The 15,732-nt window shown below is 71.1% G+C and carries 12 protein-coding genes; 7 read left to right on the forward strand and 5 right to left on the reverse strand.

Going from position 1 to position 15,732, the window contains the following annotated elements:
- Window positions 1-440: 440 nt before the first annotated feature.
- A complete protein-coding gene (locus tag ABFJ78_RS18770; RefSeq protein ID WP_436387624.1) occupies window positions 441-1,517 on the reverse strand; it encodes a helix-turn-helix domain-containing protein in 1,077 nt (358 codons plus the stop codon).
- Window positions 1,518-1,819: 302 nt separating this feature from the next.
- Here ABFJ78_RS18770 and ABFJ78_RS18775 point away from each other — a divergent pair, with 302 nt between their 5' ends.
- Complete coding sequence (locus ABFJ78_RS18775; RefSeq protein WP_436387625.1) at window positions 1,820-4,180, forward strand: ATP-binding protein; 2,361 nt, start codon at window positions 1,820-1,822, stop codon at window positions 4,178-4,180.
- Here the strand turns inward: ABFJ78_RS18775 and ABFJ78_RS18780 are convergent.
- A complete protein-coding gene (locus tag ABFJ78_RS18780) occupies window positions 4,153-5,046 on the reverse strand; it encodes a poly(ethylene terephthalate) hydrolase family protein (protein WP_436387626.1) in 894 nt (297 codons plus the stop codon). The two genes, ABFJ78_RS18775 and ABFJ78_RS18780, sit on opposite strands and share 28 nt — an antisense overlap.
- 386 nt (window positions 5,047-5,432) lie before the next feature.
- Here ABFJ78_RS18780 and ABFJ78_RS18785 point away from each other — a divergent pair, with 386 nt between their 5' ends.
- Window positions 5,433-5,996 carry a hypothetical protein gene (locus tag ABFJ78_RS18785; protein ID WP_436387627.1) on the forward strand — a complete coding sequence of 188 codons (564 nt, stop codon included), beginning with the start codon at window positions 5,433-5,435 and terminating at the stop codon, window positions 5,994-5,996.
- A gap of 290 nt (window positions 5,997-6,286) precedes the next feature.
- The gene (locus ABFJ78_RS18790) at window positions 6,287-6,865 is read left to right on the forward strand and encodes a hypothetical protein (protein ID WP_436387628.1); all 579 of its coding nucleotides are present in this window, start codon (window positions 6,287-6,289) and stop codon (window positions 6,863-6,865) included.
- 620 nt (window positions 6,866-7,485) lie between these two features.
- On the opposite strand, the gene ABFJ78_RS18795 is transcribed toward ABFJ78_RS18790, so the two are convergent.
- Window positions 7,486-7,611, reverse strand: a complete 126-nt coding sequence (locus ABFJ78_RS18795; protein ID WP_436387629.1) for a hypothetical protein — start codon at window positions 7,609-7,611, stop codon at window positions 7,486-7,488.
- A gap of 191 nt (window positions 7,612-7,802) precedes the next feature.
- On the opposite strand from ABFJ78_RS18795, the gene ABFJ78_RS18800 reads away from it, so the two are divergent.
- Entirely contained in the window at window positions 7,803-8,327 is a 525-nt protein-coding gene (locus ABFJ78_RS18800; RefSeq protein ID WP_436387630.1) for a hypothetical protein, read from the forward strand.
- Window positions 8,328-8,390: 63 nt separating this feature from the next.
- Here the strand turns inward: ABFJ78_RS18800 and ABFJ78_RS18805 are convergent, their stop codons facing one another.
- Complete coding sequence (locus tag ABFJ78_RS18805) at window positions 8,391-8,957, reverse strand: TetR family transcriptional regulator C-terminal domain-containing protein (protein WP_436387631.1); 567 nt, start codon at window positions 8,955-8,957, stop codon at window positions 8,391-8,393.
- A gap of 10 nt (window positions 8,958-8,967) precedes the next feature.
- On the opposite strand from ABFJ78_RS18805, the gene ABFJ78_RS18810 reads away from it, so the two are divergent.
- From ABFJ78_RS18810 to ABFJ78_RS18820, 3 genes are read left to right on the forward strand one after another with little or no spacing between them, the layout of a single operon-like run.
- Window positions 8,968-9,585: a DUF7019 family protein gene (locus ABFJ78_RS18810; RefSeq protein WP_436387632.1), complete on the forward strand. Its 618-nt coding sequence runs from the start codon at window positions 8,968-8,970 to the stop codon at window positions 9,583-9,585.
- Complete coding sequence (locus tag ABFJ78_RS18815; RefSeq protein WP_436387633.1) at window positions 9,585-13,067, forward strand: protein kinase domain-containing protein; 3,483 nt, start codon at window positions 9,585-9,587, stop codon at window positions 13,065-13,067. Before ABFJ78_RS18810 ends, ABFJ78_RS18815 begins: the two co-directional genes overlap by 1 nt.
- Before the next feature lie 47 nt (window positions 13,068-13,114).
- Window positions 13,115-14,155: a protein kinase domain-containing protein gene (locus ABFJ78_RS18820; RefSeq protein WP_436387634.1), complete on the forward strand. Its 1,041-nt coding sequence runs from the start codon at window positions 13,115-13,117 to the stop codon at window positions 14,153-14,155.
- 438 nt (window positions 14,156-14,593) lie between these two features.
- Here ABFJ78_RS18820 and ABFJ78_RS18825 read toward each other — a convergent pair whose 3' ends face one another.
- Window positions 14,594-15,598: a hypothetical protein gene (locus tag ABFJ78_RS18825; RefSeq protein WP_436387635.1), complete on the reverse strand. Its 1,005-nt coding sequence runs from the start codon at window positions 15,596-15,598 to the stop codon at window positions 14,594-14,596.
- Window positions 15,599-15,732: the final 134 nt, after the last annotated feature.

Below are 15,732 nucleotides of genomic sequence, written 5' to 3' on the forward strand. Positions count from 1 at the left end.
GAGCCTCGACAAAGCGCCGGTGGACAGCAAACGGTCCGGACGCGTGCGCGGCCGGCCACCGCCCGAGCGGGGCACCCGAATCCCTGGCCAGGACGGGGATGAACTGCGGGCTGTCGCCACGTTTCCGCCCGACCTGCACACCCGCTGTGGGTTCTTGGCCAGGAGGGCGGCGAGCTTGCGCAGGCTCCAGCGGGTGAAGGGCTGGTCGAGTTCCGGGTCGCGGGGTGGCCGTCGCGACGATGACGGCTTCGTCTTCAGGGCTGATCAGGCGGGGACGGCCACCCGCCCACACCATGAATCGCGTCCTCGTCGCCCTGAACCAGCCCGGGCGATCGCCGGGACGGTGTTCCCACCGGCGGACGCGAGCACCGCCATCGCCGGCTACGAACTGATGCCGGGGGCGGTGCTGTTCCGAGGCCCCGAGTGGGCACCTTCTCGGGTCAAGCGGTTCGCGCGGCGGGACTCGCCGGGCAGGCCAGCACCCGTTCGGCGCGCACCGCGAGGCGCAGGCTGAGCTGTTCCTCTGGGTCGTCCAGGCGGGCTCCGAACAGCGTGCGGAGCCGGCGGAGGCGGTTGCGTGCGGTTTGTGGGTGGATGCCCAGTCGGAGCGCGACTTCGGGGGCGCCGCCGCGGGCGTCGAGTGCCGCGTCGAGGGTTTCGGTGAGTTTGCCGCGCTGGTTGGGGGACAGTCCGGACAATGGCGCCAGGCTGCGCGTGGCAAGAGCGCTGGTCAACAGCTCGTCCGCGACCAGCCAGTGGGTGGTCAGGTGATCGGGCCAGCGCACCAGGCCGTCGGAGGGGACGAGGCCGCGGCCGCGCAGCTCCCATGCCCGCCGGGCCCAGTGCAGCGACGTAGCCGCTTCGGCCGGGGGAACCGCAGGCCCGCTCGCGGCCGGGGCGTCGCCGAGCAGCCGCGTCGGATCGGTGTTCGCGGGGATCAGCAGGTACGGCTGTTCGACGGTGAAGTCGGCGAGCACGCCGGGGTCGAATGGGGCGATGCGCACGCTGGCCGCCACGACGACGGCCACCACGCGCTCGGGCGGGGTCCAGCCCGCGCGAAGGGCCAGGTCGGTCCACGGCCGGCCGGTCACCAGGTCGCGCAGCAACTGCCGGCGCAGGTCGGCGGCGGACGGCTGTTGCGCGGCCCGGAAAGCTTCGGTGGACAGCCGGGCCAGGATGTCGACGCAGCGGAGCACCGCCTCCACTCCGGTACCGACGACGCCCGCGTCCGTCCGGCGGCCCAGCTCGGCCATGATCGGGAGGGCGCCACGGCCACCCGCCTGGTATGCGCGGGAGAGGCGCACGAGGTCGCCGCCCGCTGCCTGCTCCGCGGCGCCGGCCCGGCGGAAGGCGTCCGCGCCGGCGGCGATCCCGACCGGGGTCGATCGGGACCCGCTCAGCAACGCCGCCACGAACTCCGCGGCACCCGCGTCGAACAAGGCGGCGTGCTCGGGGATGGCGTGCCGGATGCCGACGACGACCGCGCGGGCGATCGCCGTCGCCGTGCCATGGGGCATGGGTGGGGGGATGGTCATCGTCGACCTCCGAAGCGGCGGGCATCGCTGGAGCGCCTAGTCTGGCCCGCCCGGGCCGCCGGACGCGTCGACAGAAAGACGTATTCCCCCGCCATACGTATCGCGCTCCCGCCGACCGACCCCGGGCGGCCCTCCTAGCCCGGACGGGTGAGGCCGGCCCGACGTGCGGGCCTGACAGGCCGGGTTCGCCTGACCCGCTCGGCGCAACGGGCGCTGGGCCAGATGGACATCGGGGGCCGGATCCGATCAAGATGTGCGTGAGCGTCTGGGATTTGGGTGATGGGATGACGACGGACGGCCGCGGTGTGGGCGTGCGGGGGGACCTGACGAGTTACGTGGGGCGCGCCGAGGACGAGAGCGAGGTGCGGCGCCTGCTGGGCGAGGCCCGCCTGGTCACGCTGACCGGTCCCGGTGGGGTGGGCAAGACCCGGCTCGCCGGCCGGGTCGCCAGCTCGGTGACCCGGGCGTTCCCTGACGGCGTGGTCGTCGTCGGCCTGGCCGAATTGCGCGACGGCACCATGGTCACCCGCACGCTCGGCGACTGCCTGGGCTTGCACGACACGGCTGGCCGGACGTCGCTGGACACTGTGCTGGCCCACCTGCGTGACCGGTGGATGATGCTGCTGCTGGACAACTGTGAGCACCTCGTCACTTGCTGCGCCGAGCTGGTCGATGTCCTGCTGCGGCGGTGCCCGAACGTGGTGGTCTTGGCGACCGGCAGGTGTTCGCTGGGTGTCGCCGGGGAGCGGATCGTGCCGATCGCGCCCTTGGCGGTACCCCCGGAGGGCGCCCGGTCCGTCGAGGAAGCGTTCGCGTACGACGCGGTGCGGCTGTTCGTCGACCGGGCGACCGAGGTGCTGCCGTCGTTCCGGTTCACCGAGGGCAACGCGGCCGCCGTGGTGGGCTTGTGCCGGCAGCTGGACGGCCTGCCGCTGGCCGTCGAGCTGGCCGCGGCCCGCATCCGCGTGCTCTCGCCCGGCCAGATCGCCGACCGGATGAGCGGCGGTCTTGCGCTGCTGACCACCGGTGCGAGGTCGTGGCCCGAGCGCCACCGCAGCTTGCGGGCCACCATCGAGTGGAGCCATTCCTTGTGCACGGACGTCGAGCGCGCGGCCTGGGAGTGTTGTTCGGTGTTCGCGGGTGCGTTCGACCTGTCCGCGGCCGAGGACGTCTGCGCGGCCCCCGGCCCGGCGGGTCTCGACAGTCACGCGGTGCTGGACGCCGTGGACGGTCTGGTCGACAAGTCGGTGCTGCTGCGCGTCGAGGGGACGACCGGGGTCCGGTTCCGGATGCTGGAGGCGCTACGCGAGTTCGGTCAGGAACGCCTGGTCGAAGCGGGGACCGCCGAGGCCGTCGCCCGGCGGCACCGCGACCACCACGCACGGCTGCTCGAGCAAGCCGACGCCGAATGGTTCGGCCCCCGGCGCGACGACTGGTTGGCCCGCTTGTCCGACCGGCACGCGGACATCCGGGCAGCACTGTCGTGGTCGCTGCGCACGTCGGAAGAAGCCGTGGTCGCCCTCCGGATGGCCGGCGGCGTGATCGAGTACTGGATGGCCCGCGGGGCCGCGTGGGAGATCCGGGAGTGGCTCGACCGCGCGCTCGCCGTCGCCGCCGAAGACGCCCCGGGACGGGCGGCGGCCCAGGCCCGCGCAGCGCTCTGCGCCGCGCTGCACGCGGACCTGGACGGGGCCAGGCACCGGCTGGAGCTCGCCGAAAGCGTCGGCGACGACGACGCGGTTCCCTACATCTGTCACGCACGAGCCTTCGTGGCGCTGCTCGCGGTCGAGCCGCACGCGCTGGAGAACGCCGCGAAAGCCGTGCGGATCTTCGGCGAGCGGGGCGCCGTCCGGATGCAGCTGCACCCGATGTTCATCCAGGCGGTGGCCACGGCGTTCCGCGGCGATCTCGACGGCGCCCGGCACCTGCTGGACGCGATGCTGCGGCTGTGCGAATCGGTGATGGACGAGTCCTACCGGTCCATGGCCCTGTTCGGGCTGGGCACGGTCGAGATCTTTTTCGGCGGTGACCTCGACGTCGGTGAGCGCGCGATGCGAGAGGCGCTGGAGATGGATCTGCGGGGGCCGGACGTGCTGTCCGCGGCGTATCGGGTGGACGGGCTGGCGTGGGCCTCGGCCCGGCGGGAAGACTGGCCGAGCGCGGCGAGGTTGTTCGGCACGGCGGCGACGTTGTGGGACCGGTGCGGTGCGGAGCCGGACATCGCCGTGTCGCTGGCCCACCGGGAGTTGCTGAAGGCCACTCGCAGCGCGCTGGGGGAGGCACGGTTCGAGGCAGCGTTCGCCGAGGGGCGGCGGCGGAACCCGCACGACATCCTGGCGCCCGCGGCGGCCCCGGCGTCCGGCGGGCACGACGGGCCTGCCGGAACCGCGGTGTTGCCGCCGCTGACCCGGCGCGAATCGGAGATCGCCAGGCTGGTCGCGACCGGGCTGAGCAACCGCGAGATCGCCATCCGCCTGGTCATCGCCCAGCGGACCGCGGAGACCCATCTCCAGCACATCCTGAACAAACTGAGTTTCGCCAACCGGACCCAGGTCGCCATCTGGGTGAACGAGCAGGGCGCCGCCCGCACGGGCGACCCGGATCCGGCCCGGGGTGATCAGCTCAGCGGGCAGGTGCCCCGGTAGGCGGCGATCGCCGGGTCACCCGCGGGCAACGGGCAGAGGAACTGCTCGTACCGGGTGTCCTCGTCGACGAAGCGCTTCAGCCAGGAGATGCTGTACTCCGCGATCGTCGTGTTGGGCTTGGTCGGCGCCATGTGCCCGGCACCGGCCAGCAGCAGGTACGCCTTGTCCAACGACGGCGACAGGCTCTGGTAGAACGGGCGCGAGTACGTGCCGTCCGGGGCGATGAAATCGTTCTGGGCGCTCACGACGAACGTCGGCACCTTGACGTCGGAGAACGTCGTATTGGGGTTCCAGCCGGTCAGCGGGATCGCCGCTTTCAGCGTGGGCGCTTTCTGGGCGGCGATCAATGTCCCGCCACCCCCCATCGAATGCCCCATCACCGCCAGCCGGTTCTGGTCCACGCGCCCCTTGGCCTGGCTCGAATCCGTGACGTAGCGCAGCGCCGCGAGCAACTCTTCCGAGCGGACGTCCGGGGTGTCCCACACGCTGTTCGTGGAGATCGTGATGACGACGAAGCCCTGCGAGGCCAGCCGCGGTCCGTACCAGGCGATCGCGGCTTCGGTCTCGAGGAAACCCGGCGCGACCGCCACGGCGCCGAAGCTGCCATGGCTTGTGTCGGTGGGGAAGTAGACCGTTCCGCCCCCGAATCCCTTGCCGCCGCCGACCTTTTCCGTCGCGATCGCAAAAGGGCCGCGCTCCGCTTCGACCGAGGCTTCGGTCGGGGCCGGTCCCCGCGCGAACGGGCTGTCTCCGGCGAGGTCCGGCGACGCGATCGCAGGACTCGCGCCGGTGACACCGGCGGCAGCGAGCAGAACGGCGCCCAAGGCACCGGCGACCCATGGTGCCCATCGTGGTTTCCGCATCATTGCGAACATCCTCTCGGGAAATCTCCCGTCGAACACGGGAAGTCCAGGTATAGCGACGGCGCGGGGTGACCCGCGTCAGGAGAATACGTATCCGCGATCGACGGAATTCGAGGGCGACCGACGCGGGGGAATTTTGTGCACGGCGTGAGAGGTGGGTTGGCGAATTCTGTGCCGATCATGCGAATTCAGGGCGATCAGGCACGGCGGGCTGCCCGATGACCACACGGACGGCGCCTGGCCCGCAACGCGCTCGATCCGGCGCACCTCGATCCGTCGACTGCTGCGACCGGGTGGGCTGCCGATACTCCACTGTGGATAGGTGTCCCCCGCGTCGACGCGGGGTCGCCCCATGGGGCGGAGGTCGTTATTGCGTAACGTTTCCTGCTATGACGGCGCCACAGGCAACCGCTGGCATGGACGCGATAGCGACTGCACTGGATCAGCTGGAAGCGAGTGCCCGGCACCTGCGCACGGTGTCACCCGGAGAGGGCGCATTGGTCATTCGGGCTGCCCGGCGGGGATTCGCCACGGCGGCGAACGCGGCAGCCATATTGGCCAGACAGGCCAACTCTGCCGTACTGCTCGCGGGTTACACCCGAGCGGTCCATTGCGCGGCGAGCCGATATCTCGCGCCGCGAACGTCCACGTCGACGTTGTATGTCGTCCCTTTCGAATCCCCGGCGAACGGCAGGCGCCGGGCAGAACCGGGGACCGGTGCGGGGCGGGCCGATACGGTCCGCCGCACTGTCCGATCGCTCGCGGTCGAGCTCGATGTCGTCCTTTCCCGCTCGGCCCAGCTCGTGCCGGAAGCGGTGCACGCAGACGCCTGTCGGCAGGCCGCGCGGCTCGCGTACGAGCTCGCGCATCGCTGGCACTCGGCCCTGTCGACGGAGGTAACAGCGGCGTTGCCTGCCGGCCGCCGACGACGCGAAGCGGTCCACGACCCGTGAGCTGATCGAGCTCGCGGCCCTGTTCATCGCCACGGGCATCGCTGACGTGTTCGTCAGCACGCTCTCGAGCAACCGCGTCGGGCCGGTGGTGCTGTTCGTGCTGGGTGGCTGCTCATCGTCTCGGCGGCCGGGCGCCGATGGTGGATCCATCGTCCGCGGACCCGGGTGGAAAACGCGCGACCTGAAGCACCGACCGGGGTGGCGTGGCGGGTCCGGGCGACCGTGCGGGACGTGCCGGGGAGTCTCGCGGGGGTGACGGCGGCGTTGGCGGCCCACCGGTACGAGACATCGTGTCGATGCAGGTCCTCGCGGTCGAGGAGGGCGTGGTCGACGAGTTCCTCGTGCGCGCGCCGGCCGGGGCGACGGCGGAGGAGATCGCCGAGGTCACCGAGCTCGGTGGTGGCCGGGACGTGTGGGTCGCGCCGGCCGACGTGCACGAGTTCGTCGATCTTCCGGCCCGGGTGCCGAGGTTGGCCACGCGGCTGGTGGCGGCGGAGGCCGACCTGGCGCAGGTGCTGCGAAGCCTGCTCGGAGAGTGTGTGGTCGAGCAGGCTCCGTCGGGTGCCGGGCGGCCGTCCGGCGAGGGCTTCGAGGCAAGCACGATGCGGCTGGTGGACATCGACGGCGCCCTGGTGGGCGTCACTCGCCCGCTGCTGCCGTTCACCCCGGCGGAGTTCGCCAGGGCGAAGGCGGTGTTCGAGCTGGCACAGCAGCTGACCGGGCGCCCGGCCGCGGCTTCCGGCACGGAGCTGGTCATCCGGCGCGCAGAGCCCGCCGACGCGGCCGCGGTCGCGGCCATGCACGCGCGGTGCGGCGCGGAGTCCCGTGCTCGTCGGTACGGGGACGGGGGGCCGGTCGGTGCCGACTAGTTCGTGCTCGCCGTGATTTGCCGTGCCCGCCGAAAGTCGTTGTGGAGTAACGGAGCATTCCGGTGACCTGTCGAGCCGGCGCGAAACGCCTCGCCGTCCTCGGCCGCGTCGGCCTCGTCCACGCCCGCACTGCGTGCGCGAAAGCACTACGCGACTGTGACACTTTTGCGTGAACTGCCACACGGGAAGCCGGCGGTTCGCTACAGTCCTGCGTGGCTCCGATCGGAGCAAGATCAACCGGGGGAGGGTACGCGCACGTGCGGGGAACGCTGATCAGGCTGGCCTGCCTGGGGCCGTGCTCACGGCCGCCGGTTGCGGTGGCGGAATCGACCGCTCGGCCTCGACTCCGAGCGGATCGGCGCCCGCCGCGGAGCCTCCGACGTCGGCCGCGCCTGAGGCGAAGACCGCCGACCCGCCCATGGCGTTCGACAAGAGCGCACCCGTGGGGCTCCCGGCCGGCGCGCTGCGCGCCAACGTGGCGGGCCACGTACGCCAACCCGGTGACCCGTACAACCAGAGCGGTCCGTTCGTCAACACCAGCGGGCCGCGTCCGCCGGCGGTCGGCGACAAGCTCGCCGCCGCCGTCCCGTCCTCATCCCGGCGAAGGGCACCACGCCGGCCTACATCGCGCTGTCGGTGGTCGCGGCCGACGTCGAAAAGGGCACCAAGGTCTGGCAGTCCGAGACCAAGGTCTCCGAGGACCAGTACGCCAGCGCGAGCAACGCCGTCACGGAGGTCGTCGCCATCACCGGCAAGGCCGTGGTCGCCAGTCATGGCCGCTCGGACGAGGAGCACATTGCGGTCGCGCTCGACCTCGCCAGTGGCAAACCCTGTGGGAGCGCAAGGACTGCGACGCCGACAGCGTTGCCGCCGACGACGGCGTGCCCGTGGCGTACCCGGTCAAGAACCAGTTTTTACCGACTTGAAAGGCGATCCATTGTCCGCACGTTCAATTTCGTTGCTCGCCACGGGCGTTGCCCTGCTGATCTCCGGCTGCTCGGGTGGGGACGGCACCTCGGCGGCGACGGCGTCCTCGAGCACCGCCCCACCCCCGGCGACGACGTCGGCCTCCGCGGCACAGACCACTACCACGCCGCCCGCCCCGTCGGCGACGACGAAGGCGAACGCAGGCGCGGTCGAGCGCTACGAAACCTTCCTGCACGCGGTGGGCAACCAAGACGTCGCCACGGCCTGCGAAATAGCCGCGCCCGCCGCCAAGAAGGCGGAGGACGAGGGCATGGGGCCGTGCGAACAGACGTTTCCGATCACCTTCGCGATGTTCAGCCCCGCGCAGCGGAAAGCTCTGCAGGGCGCCACCGTGGACCGGGCCCGCATCACCGTGTCTTCGAAGAAGGTCGAGATCCCGGCGAAGGCGGTCAAGGCCACTGCGAAGTTCACCGACAGCGACCTGGGTGACGCCGTGCTGGAGCTGCGCAACGGAAAGTGGTACGTCACCGACTGAGCCGCGCGGCGGGCTTCGCGGCCACCTGGGGACTCGGTTGTCTCGCGGCGATGTCACCCAAGATCAGTCTCGGTCTCGCGGCATTTCCGAGCCATGCCTCGGGGCTGGCCGGCGGCCGGTCGCGGTCGCTCGGATCGGCGGCCAGGTGCGCAGTGCCGTGTCGGCGATCTCCTGGAGGTCGCCGCGGCTGATGCCACTGGCGGCCTGGACGGCGATACCGAATGACACCGTCATCACGTAACGGGCGAGCCGCCCCGGCTCGGCATCCCGCGGCAGGTCACCCTCGTCGACAGCTCGTCGGAAACGTTGCTCGAGGTGTCGGCGCGCGTGGTTCCGCCATTCGACCAGGGCGTCACGGGCGGGTCGGCCGACGTCGCCGGCTGCCGGCGAGCCCTGAACGCCCAGGCAGCCGGCGGGGCAGCCCGGGCGGGTGGTCGCCTGGACCGTGCCGTTGAGGAATGGTGTGGCGATTGCTCCTTCGGTCCTGGCGGCTTCGTCGGCCGGGTCGCGCTGGCGATGTCCGGCCCGGCGGGGCTGGCCGGTGCGGTCTGCCCGCCCGGGTCCTGTCCCGAAAGTCCCGTGACCGGCTCGGCACGTCCAGTAGCCTGAGCCGACCGGAGTAACCAGCAAAGGGGGCTGCGTGTCGGCGCGGTACTACTTCTACATCAGCGACTCGAAGGTCGACATGCTGCTGCCGCAGATCGACCCGGGCTTCGCAGCCAAGCGCAGCACCGAGGTCGGAGTCAACCTGCAACTGCTCACCGGCAAGCACAAGCGGGAGTCCGACCCGGACCGCGTACGCCGGCTGGAGCGAGTGGTGCGGCACATCGACGACTTCCTGGACGTCGGCACGATCGACGAGCCGGGCCAGTACTTCCGGGGACGGCTGGACATGCGCTGGCAGCAGATGCCGGGCTTCGAATACTTCGCCGGCGCAACCGAGGCCACGGTGGTGGGGCTGGGCGGCTCGAGTGGTCACCTCATCGGAGGAGCCGTGCCGAAGGACGACGCGGTCATGGCGCCGTCGATGCTGCCGGGCATGGTGAGAGGCCTGTCGGCGCTGGTCGCCGACGATGCTCCGGAAAGTGCGCTCGAGCTGGCGTACCTGGCGAACCGGAACGCCCGCGGCGAGGAGCAGGAGGTGGAGTTCATCGCGAAGCGTCTGCGGTACGGGCCGAGCCCGTACCCGGAGCTGGACGGTGGGCGGGAGGTGCGGGTGCTCGTCGGCAGCCCGCTTTTCGTCGCACTCGCCGATTGATGGGCTGGCAGCCGGGCGAGACCGTCCTCGGCCTGTACGAGGTCAAGGACGTGCGCAGCGGTGGCATGGGCGTGGTGCACCGGGTGCGTCATCTCGACTGGCAGGTCGACCTGGCGGTGAAGACGCCCCACCCGGAGTGGATCACCACTGCCGCGGACCGGCGGCATTTCGAGCGCGAGGCCGGCACGTGGGTGAACCTGGGGCTCCACCCGAACACCGTCAACTGTGTCTATGTGCGCACGATCGGCGAAGTGCCGCGGGTGTTCGCGGAGTGGGTGGACGGTGGCAGCCTCGCCGAGGCGGTGCGCCAGGGGAACCTCACGCCGGCCCGGATCCTGGACGTCGCCATCCAGACCGCCTGGGGCCTCGCCCATGCCCACGAGGCCGGCCTGGTGCACCAGGATGTCAAGCCGGCCAACGTGATGCTCGATCCGGATGGCGCGGCCAAGGTCACCGACTTCGGTCTGGCCAAGGCGATGCGGCCCGAGGAGGACATGCCGGCCGGCGTCAGCTTCGCCGGCATGACACCGGCGTACTCGTCGCCCGAGCAGGCCGACGCGGCAGCCGGCCGCGCTGGGGTGCGCATCACGGCGGCGTCCGACGTGTGGTCATGGGGCCTCACGGTGCTGGAGATGTTCGCCGGCCGACGGACGACCACCTTCGGCCAGGCGGCCGGTGCGGCGCTGACCGTGCTGCTGGACGAAGGCCTGCGCATCCCGGACCCGGTAGCTCTCCTGCTGCGGGCCTGCTTCGCCGACGACGCGACGCGCCGGCCGACCGCCATCGAGGCCGCTGCGCGGTTGATCGACAGCTACGCCGAAGTCGCCGGCACGGTCTACCCGCGGTCGCGGCCGAAGGCGGCCCGGCTGCTCGCCGACGGCCTGTGCAACCAGGCTCTCTCGCTGCTCGACCTCGGCCGCGACGAGGAGGCGGAGGAGCTGTTCCGGGGCGCGGTCACCGCTGATCCGTACCACCTGCCGACGGTCTACAACCGGGCCCTGCACAGCTGGCGGACCGGCAGGATCATGGGCGAGGAAGTCGTGTCCGATGTGGAGGCTGCCTGGGCGGCCGATCCGGCCAACGGCCTCGGGCCGTTGCTGCTGGGGGCCGTTCAGCTGGAGCGGCACGAGGATGAACGGGCCGGTCAGCTGCTGCGCGAAGCAGATCAGTCCGCGGCGGACGTTCAGACGGCGTTGGCGGAGTTGGCGAATCGTCCGCCGCGGGTCAACGTCGATCTCGAGCACCCGGATGTCACGGCCATCGCGCTCAACGCCGACGGCTCGGCGGTGCTGTTCGGCGACAAGGCCGGTCGGCTGGTGTTGTGGACACCGGGCAAAGGCACCGGCCGGCGGGCACTGCGTACTTTGACCCGCCGCGGTGATCCCGTCACGGCCGCCGCGATGAGCGCGGACGCCACGGTCGGCGTGATCATCCGTGACGACGACGTCGAGCTGTGGGATCTGGCGCGCGGCCGCCAGGGGCAACGGCTGCATGATGCGATCGACGACGTCGGCGTGATCATCCGTGACGGCTTGGCCGAGGCGATGCGCGACAGCGAGCAGCGAGGGCTGCGCGATTCCGGTGTGTGCGCGATCGCCGTGAGCGCGGACGGGCGATTCTGCGCCACCGGCCATTCATCCGGCCGGGTCTCGGTCTGGTCGGTCGAGAACGGGTGGCCGGTCGCCGACCTGCTGACGCAGGCCGGCAGCGTGCATTCGCTGGCGCTGAGCCCGGACGGCAGCCGGGTCGTGGCCGCCTTCTTCGACAGCGAGGACAGCAGCGTCCGGGCTTGGGACGTGGCAACCCAGACCCTCACGGCGGTGCTGACCGGCCCGCAGCCGGATCTGCCCCGCGGCTGGCCGAGGCCATCCAATGTGGACTTCGGCGCCCTGAGCGCGGACGCCGTCCACGCCGTCGTCGCGTGGCGGAGTGGGCCGTGCGTGACATGGGACGCCCACCGGGATGTCGTGCTGGGCGAGGTGCGGAGCCGACGCTCCGACATCGACACCGTGGTGCTCGCCGGCACGACCATGCTGAGCAACTACGGCCTGCCGGTACGGGTCTGGAATGCGCTGACCGGCCAGTGCCTGGGCACGCTCAGCCGTGACCTGGTCAGCATGTCCCAGCTGACGGATCCCGCGGCGATCAGCCCCGACGCGCGGACGGCCGCGTTCTGGACCACGGACTCCGGGGTCATCGCCCTCCGGTCACTGCCGGTCACCGGCTACCGAGCACCCTGGTGTTACGCCCGGCCGCGGGCGGTCGACGAGCTCGTCAGCACGGAAGACACGTTTCGCAGCCGCATGGACCGGGTGCGCGAGCTCACAGAACGGGAACGCTACGCGGAAGCCGGGGCGTTGTTGCGGTCCGTGCGGGAAGTACCGGGGTTCGCGCGCAACCGCGAGGTCCGCGCGGCATGGGCCACGCTCGGTCCGCGGGGCACGAGGGCGAACCTGCTCGGCGGCTGGCGCGTATTCACCTTCGAGGGTGAGGTCGAGCTGACCCGGCCGCCGGTGGTGGCGCTGCGCGAGGACGGCCGCTACATGGCGACCTGCCGAAGTACCTGCGAGGTCGACCTGTGGGACTTTCGCGACTCCGAACGGCTGCGGACGTTCGACAGCGGTGAGGGCGGCGCGGGCACACAGGTCCATTTCGCCGCCGACGGCGTGTTGTTGCTGGTGCTCACCGACGTCGGCACCATCCGCCAGCTCAACCTGTACGACGGCAGCAAGCGGATCTTCGCCAACGACAACGGCAAGCTGACGGCGCTCGACGTCAACCCGGCCGGCGACCGGGTCGTCATCGGCGACGAGCACGGCACGGTGCGCCAGCGGGAACTACCGTCCGGAAAGCTCCTGCGCGAAATCGCCGCGGTCGACGGCCAGGTCAGCGCCGTCGTGATGAGCCCGGACGGCCGGCACCTGGCAGCCGTGGGCCTCGGCACGGACATCCGGGTGTGGGGCGACCGGCCGGCCCCGAAGTTCGTGGTCGAGAGCCGAAACCACTACCGGGCCCTGCGATTCGGCCCCGACGGGAACCTCCTGTTCATCTCGCTCAGGGAGTCGACCGCCGCGTGGGACGTGGCGACCGGCGAATTCAAATACGAAGTGCGCGGCGTCGATGCGCATCCCGAGTGGCGGCTCGCCCTGAGCGGCGACGGCCGGTTCGGCGCGACGCCGGCCCGAGGCGGCCTCGCCGTGTGGTCGGCCGACACCGGCAAGGTCGTCCGGACGCTGCCGATGACCAGCTGGGTCAGGGCGCACGCGCTCAGCGCCGACGGCACGTTCGCGGTCACCGCCACCGCCGATCGCCATGTTCAGGTGTGGGACCTGCGCACCGGTGAATGCCTGCGGACGATGGAGGCGCACGAGCACGACATCCTCCGGGTGATGCTCAGCGGCGACGGCCGCTGGCTGATGACGCTGGACATCGGCTCGACCGTGTGCGGCTGGGAACTCGTGTGGGACTACGACATCCCGTGATCCGACTGTCCTACGCGGGCCGTTCATCGGTCATCACGAGCCCCTGCGTGATCGGCCGCGCGCCGGAATGCGACTTCCGGATCGCGGCCGATCCCAAGGTGTCGCGCCGGCACTGCCTGATCGACGGTGTGACGGTGCACGACCTGGGCAGCCGGAACGGCACGACCGTCAACGGGGAGGTCAGCTCGACCGCCGAACTGCGCGACGGTGACGAGCTGCTGATCGGCGACACGAGAGTGCGGGTCACACTGTTTCCCAGTGTGGTCAGGGAACTGGGGCGCGGCGCGCAGGGCGTGGTGGAACTGGTCGAACAGGCGCCGGACGAGTTCGTCGCGGTCAAGACGCTCACCGAGCGGGGCCTGGCCGACGCTGACGCCCGGGATGCCCTCCAGCGTGAACTGGATTGCACGAAGGCGTTGCGACACGACCACATTGTCGAGTACCGCGGCAGCGAATCGATCAACGGGCGGCTCCGGATCCGCTATGAGTACTGCGCCGGCGGCACCATCGGACAGTCCGGCATCGATCGGGCCGTTTCCCTGACGCTGCAGGCGCTGGACGCGCTGGCGTACGCCCACGAAGCCGCTGTGCCGGTGCGGCTGGCAGACGGCGGCACCGCCATCGGGCACGGCCTGGTGCACCGGGACCTCAAGCCGCAGAACCTGCTGCTCACCGCCGATGGCCGGCTCAAGATCGCCGACTTCGGCCTGGCCAAGGCGTTCGACCAGGCCGGCCTGTCCGGCCGCACCCGCACCGGGGCCATCGGCGGCAGCGTCGCGTTCATGCCCCGCCGCCAGGTCTTCGACTTCAAGTACGCGAAGCCCGAGGTCGACCTGTGGGCCGTCACCGCGTGCCTGTACTGGATGATCACCGGCCGGCCGCCGCGCGACTTCCCGCCCGGCGCCGAACCCGTCGCCGTGGTCCTGCGCCAGCCGCCGATGCCGATCCGCAACCGGCTGGCTACCGTGCCGGCGGCGCTGGCAGAGGTGATCGACGCGGTGCTGGACGAGAGCGCCGCTGCCGGTCCGAGGACCGCCGCCGAGCTCGCGGCGGCGCTGGCCGAAGCGGGCATCGGCCGTTCGATGTGACGAGAACGGTTCGCGCTGCGAGCTGCGCCGGTCGACACCCATGGCTACGAACGGTTCGGCACCGACAGCGACCAGAATGGCGTGCCGCTCAAGCCGGCCGATCCCAAACTCCTGCCGCGGCCGGCCTCGGCCGAGCGGGCGGTCTACGACTTCCTGCCGGACCCCGACCTGCGCAGCCATCGGCGGTAGTGCGGCACCGTCGGCCGGACGATGCACAGATCCCCGGGGGAGCTGTGGGCTCTTCCCCGGGGACGTGGTCACCAGTGCGGGCCGGGCAGGTCGGCGATCCGCACCAGGTCCGCCTTGGACAACGGCGGCGTCGGCGGGATCGGGTACCGGTACCCGTCTCGGCGTTGGAGGTGTGGGCCGCGGCGTACGGTTCTCGCGAAGGTGTGCAGTGCGACCCGGAGTTGTTGTACGTCGGCTCCCTGGCCGAGTTCAGCCCAGATTGATCACATGCAGCGTGGTGTCGCCTGCGACATAGGCTTTGCGACCGTCCGGTGCGAGCGCGAGGCCGTTGGTGGGTGAGCCCACCTGGACTGTCGTGACGACCACGCCGGTGGCGGTCTCGACCGTCTGCAGTGTTCCGGATTCATCGAGGACGTGGAGCCGACGGCCGTCCGGAGAGAGCGCAAGCCCCGTGCTGCGGCCCTTGACGGGAATGGTGCCGGTGATCGCACCGGCCGCTGTGTCGATCAAGGACACGGCGTTGGGGGTGTCCTGGGACGACGGGAAGTGGGCGACGTAAAGCCTGCGGCCGTCCGGTGAGATCGCCACCTCGTGGGGCCGCTCCGCGTTCACCGTGATGGTCGCGGAGATCGTGTTGCCGCTGGTGTCCAGGACGTTTACCGAACGCGGTCCGGGTAATCGCGGAGCGAGCGACGTATCGGTGGTGAAATAGGCGTATCGGCCATCCGGGGACATCGCGACGCCGCCGCGTTCGCCCCGAGGCAGGGGGATGGCCTGCACCGCGCGGGTCTTGAGGTCGACCACGACCGCGCCGGCACCGGAATTCGCGCTGTAGCCCCGAAGTCCGTCCGGGGCCAGTGCCAGTCCGTACAGTGGGCCGCCGTCGACCGGAATGATGCCGGTCAGCCTGCGACTGGCCGTGTCGATGACACCCACCCCGCCGTTGATCGTGCCGCTCGCGACGTAGGCCCTGCTCCCGTCGCCGCTGAACCGGATCTGCCGGGGACCCGGGGCGTAACCGATGGTGTCGATCGTTTTGGCCGCGGTCAGATCGACCACCGCGATCTCGTCCTGCCCCGCCGCGTGGGCAAAGCGACCGTCGGGGCTGGCCGAGACCCCTGCCATCCTCAGTCCGGTGTCGATGGTGGCGACCTCGGCGGCGGCCGGTGCGCCGGCATCGTTCGCGCCGCCGGTATCGCCCTCGCGGCCGGACGAGCAGCCCGCCGCCGTCGCCAGCATCACGGCAATGACCACTGTCCGCCACCCAGCGCCGTTCATATGTCGCGTCCCTCCTCGGCCGACTTCTGCGCTCTCCGTCCCGACGCTACTGGCGCCGATCGGCCGGTACCGAGCGGAAGGCCGGTTCAGGACATCGCCACCCACATCCC

Source organism: Amycolatopsis sp. MEPSY49, assembly GCF_051337345.1.
Lineage (GTDB): Bacteria > Actinomycetota > Actinomycetes > Mycobacteriales > Pseudonocardiaceae > Amycolatopsis.

What these genes read in the sequence shown, in the direction of transcription:
- ABFJ78_RS18770 (WP_436387624.1), bottom strand. Translation starts at nt 1,517, where the DNA reads ATGCCCCATGGCACGGCGACGGCGATCGCCCGCGCGGTCGTCGTCGGC.
- ABFJ78_RS18775 (WP_436387625.1), top strand. Translation starts at nt 1,820, where the DNA reads ATGACGACGGACGGCCGCGGTGTGGGCGTGCGGGGGGACCTGACGAGT.
- ABFJ78_RS18780 (WP_436387626.1), bottom strand. Translation starts at nt 5,046, where the DNA reads ATGATGCGGAAACCACGATGGGCACCATGGGTCGCCGGTGCCTTGGGC.
- ABFJ78_RS18785 (WP_436387627.1), top strand. Translation starts at nt 5,433, where the DNA reads ATGACGGCGCCACAGGCAACCGCTGGCATGGACGCGATAGCGACTGCA.
- ABFJ78_RS18795 (WP_436387629.1), bottom strand. Translation starts at nt 7,611, where the DNA reads ATGGCGACGACCTCCGTGACGGCGTTGCTCGCGCTGGCGTACTGGTCC.
- ABFJ78_RS18815 (WP_436387633.1), top strand. Translation starts at nt 9,585, where the DNA reads ATGGGCTGGCAGCCGGGCGAGACCGTCCTCGGCCTGTACGAGGTCAAG.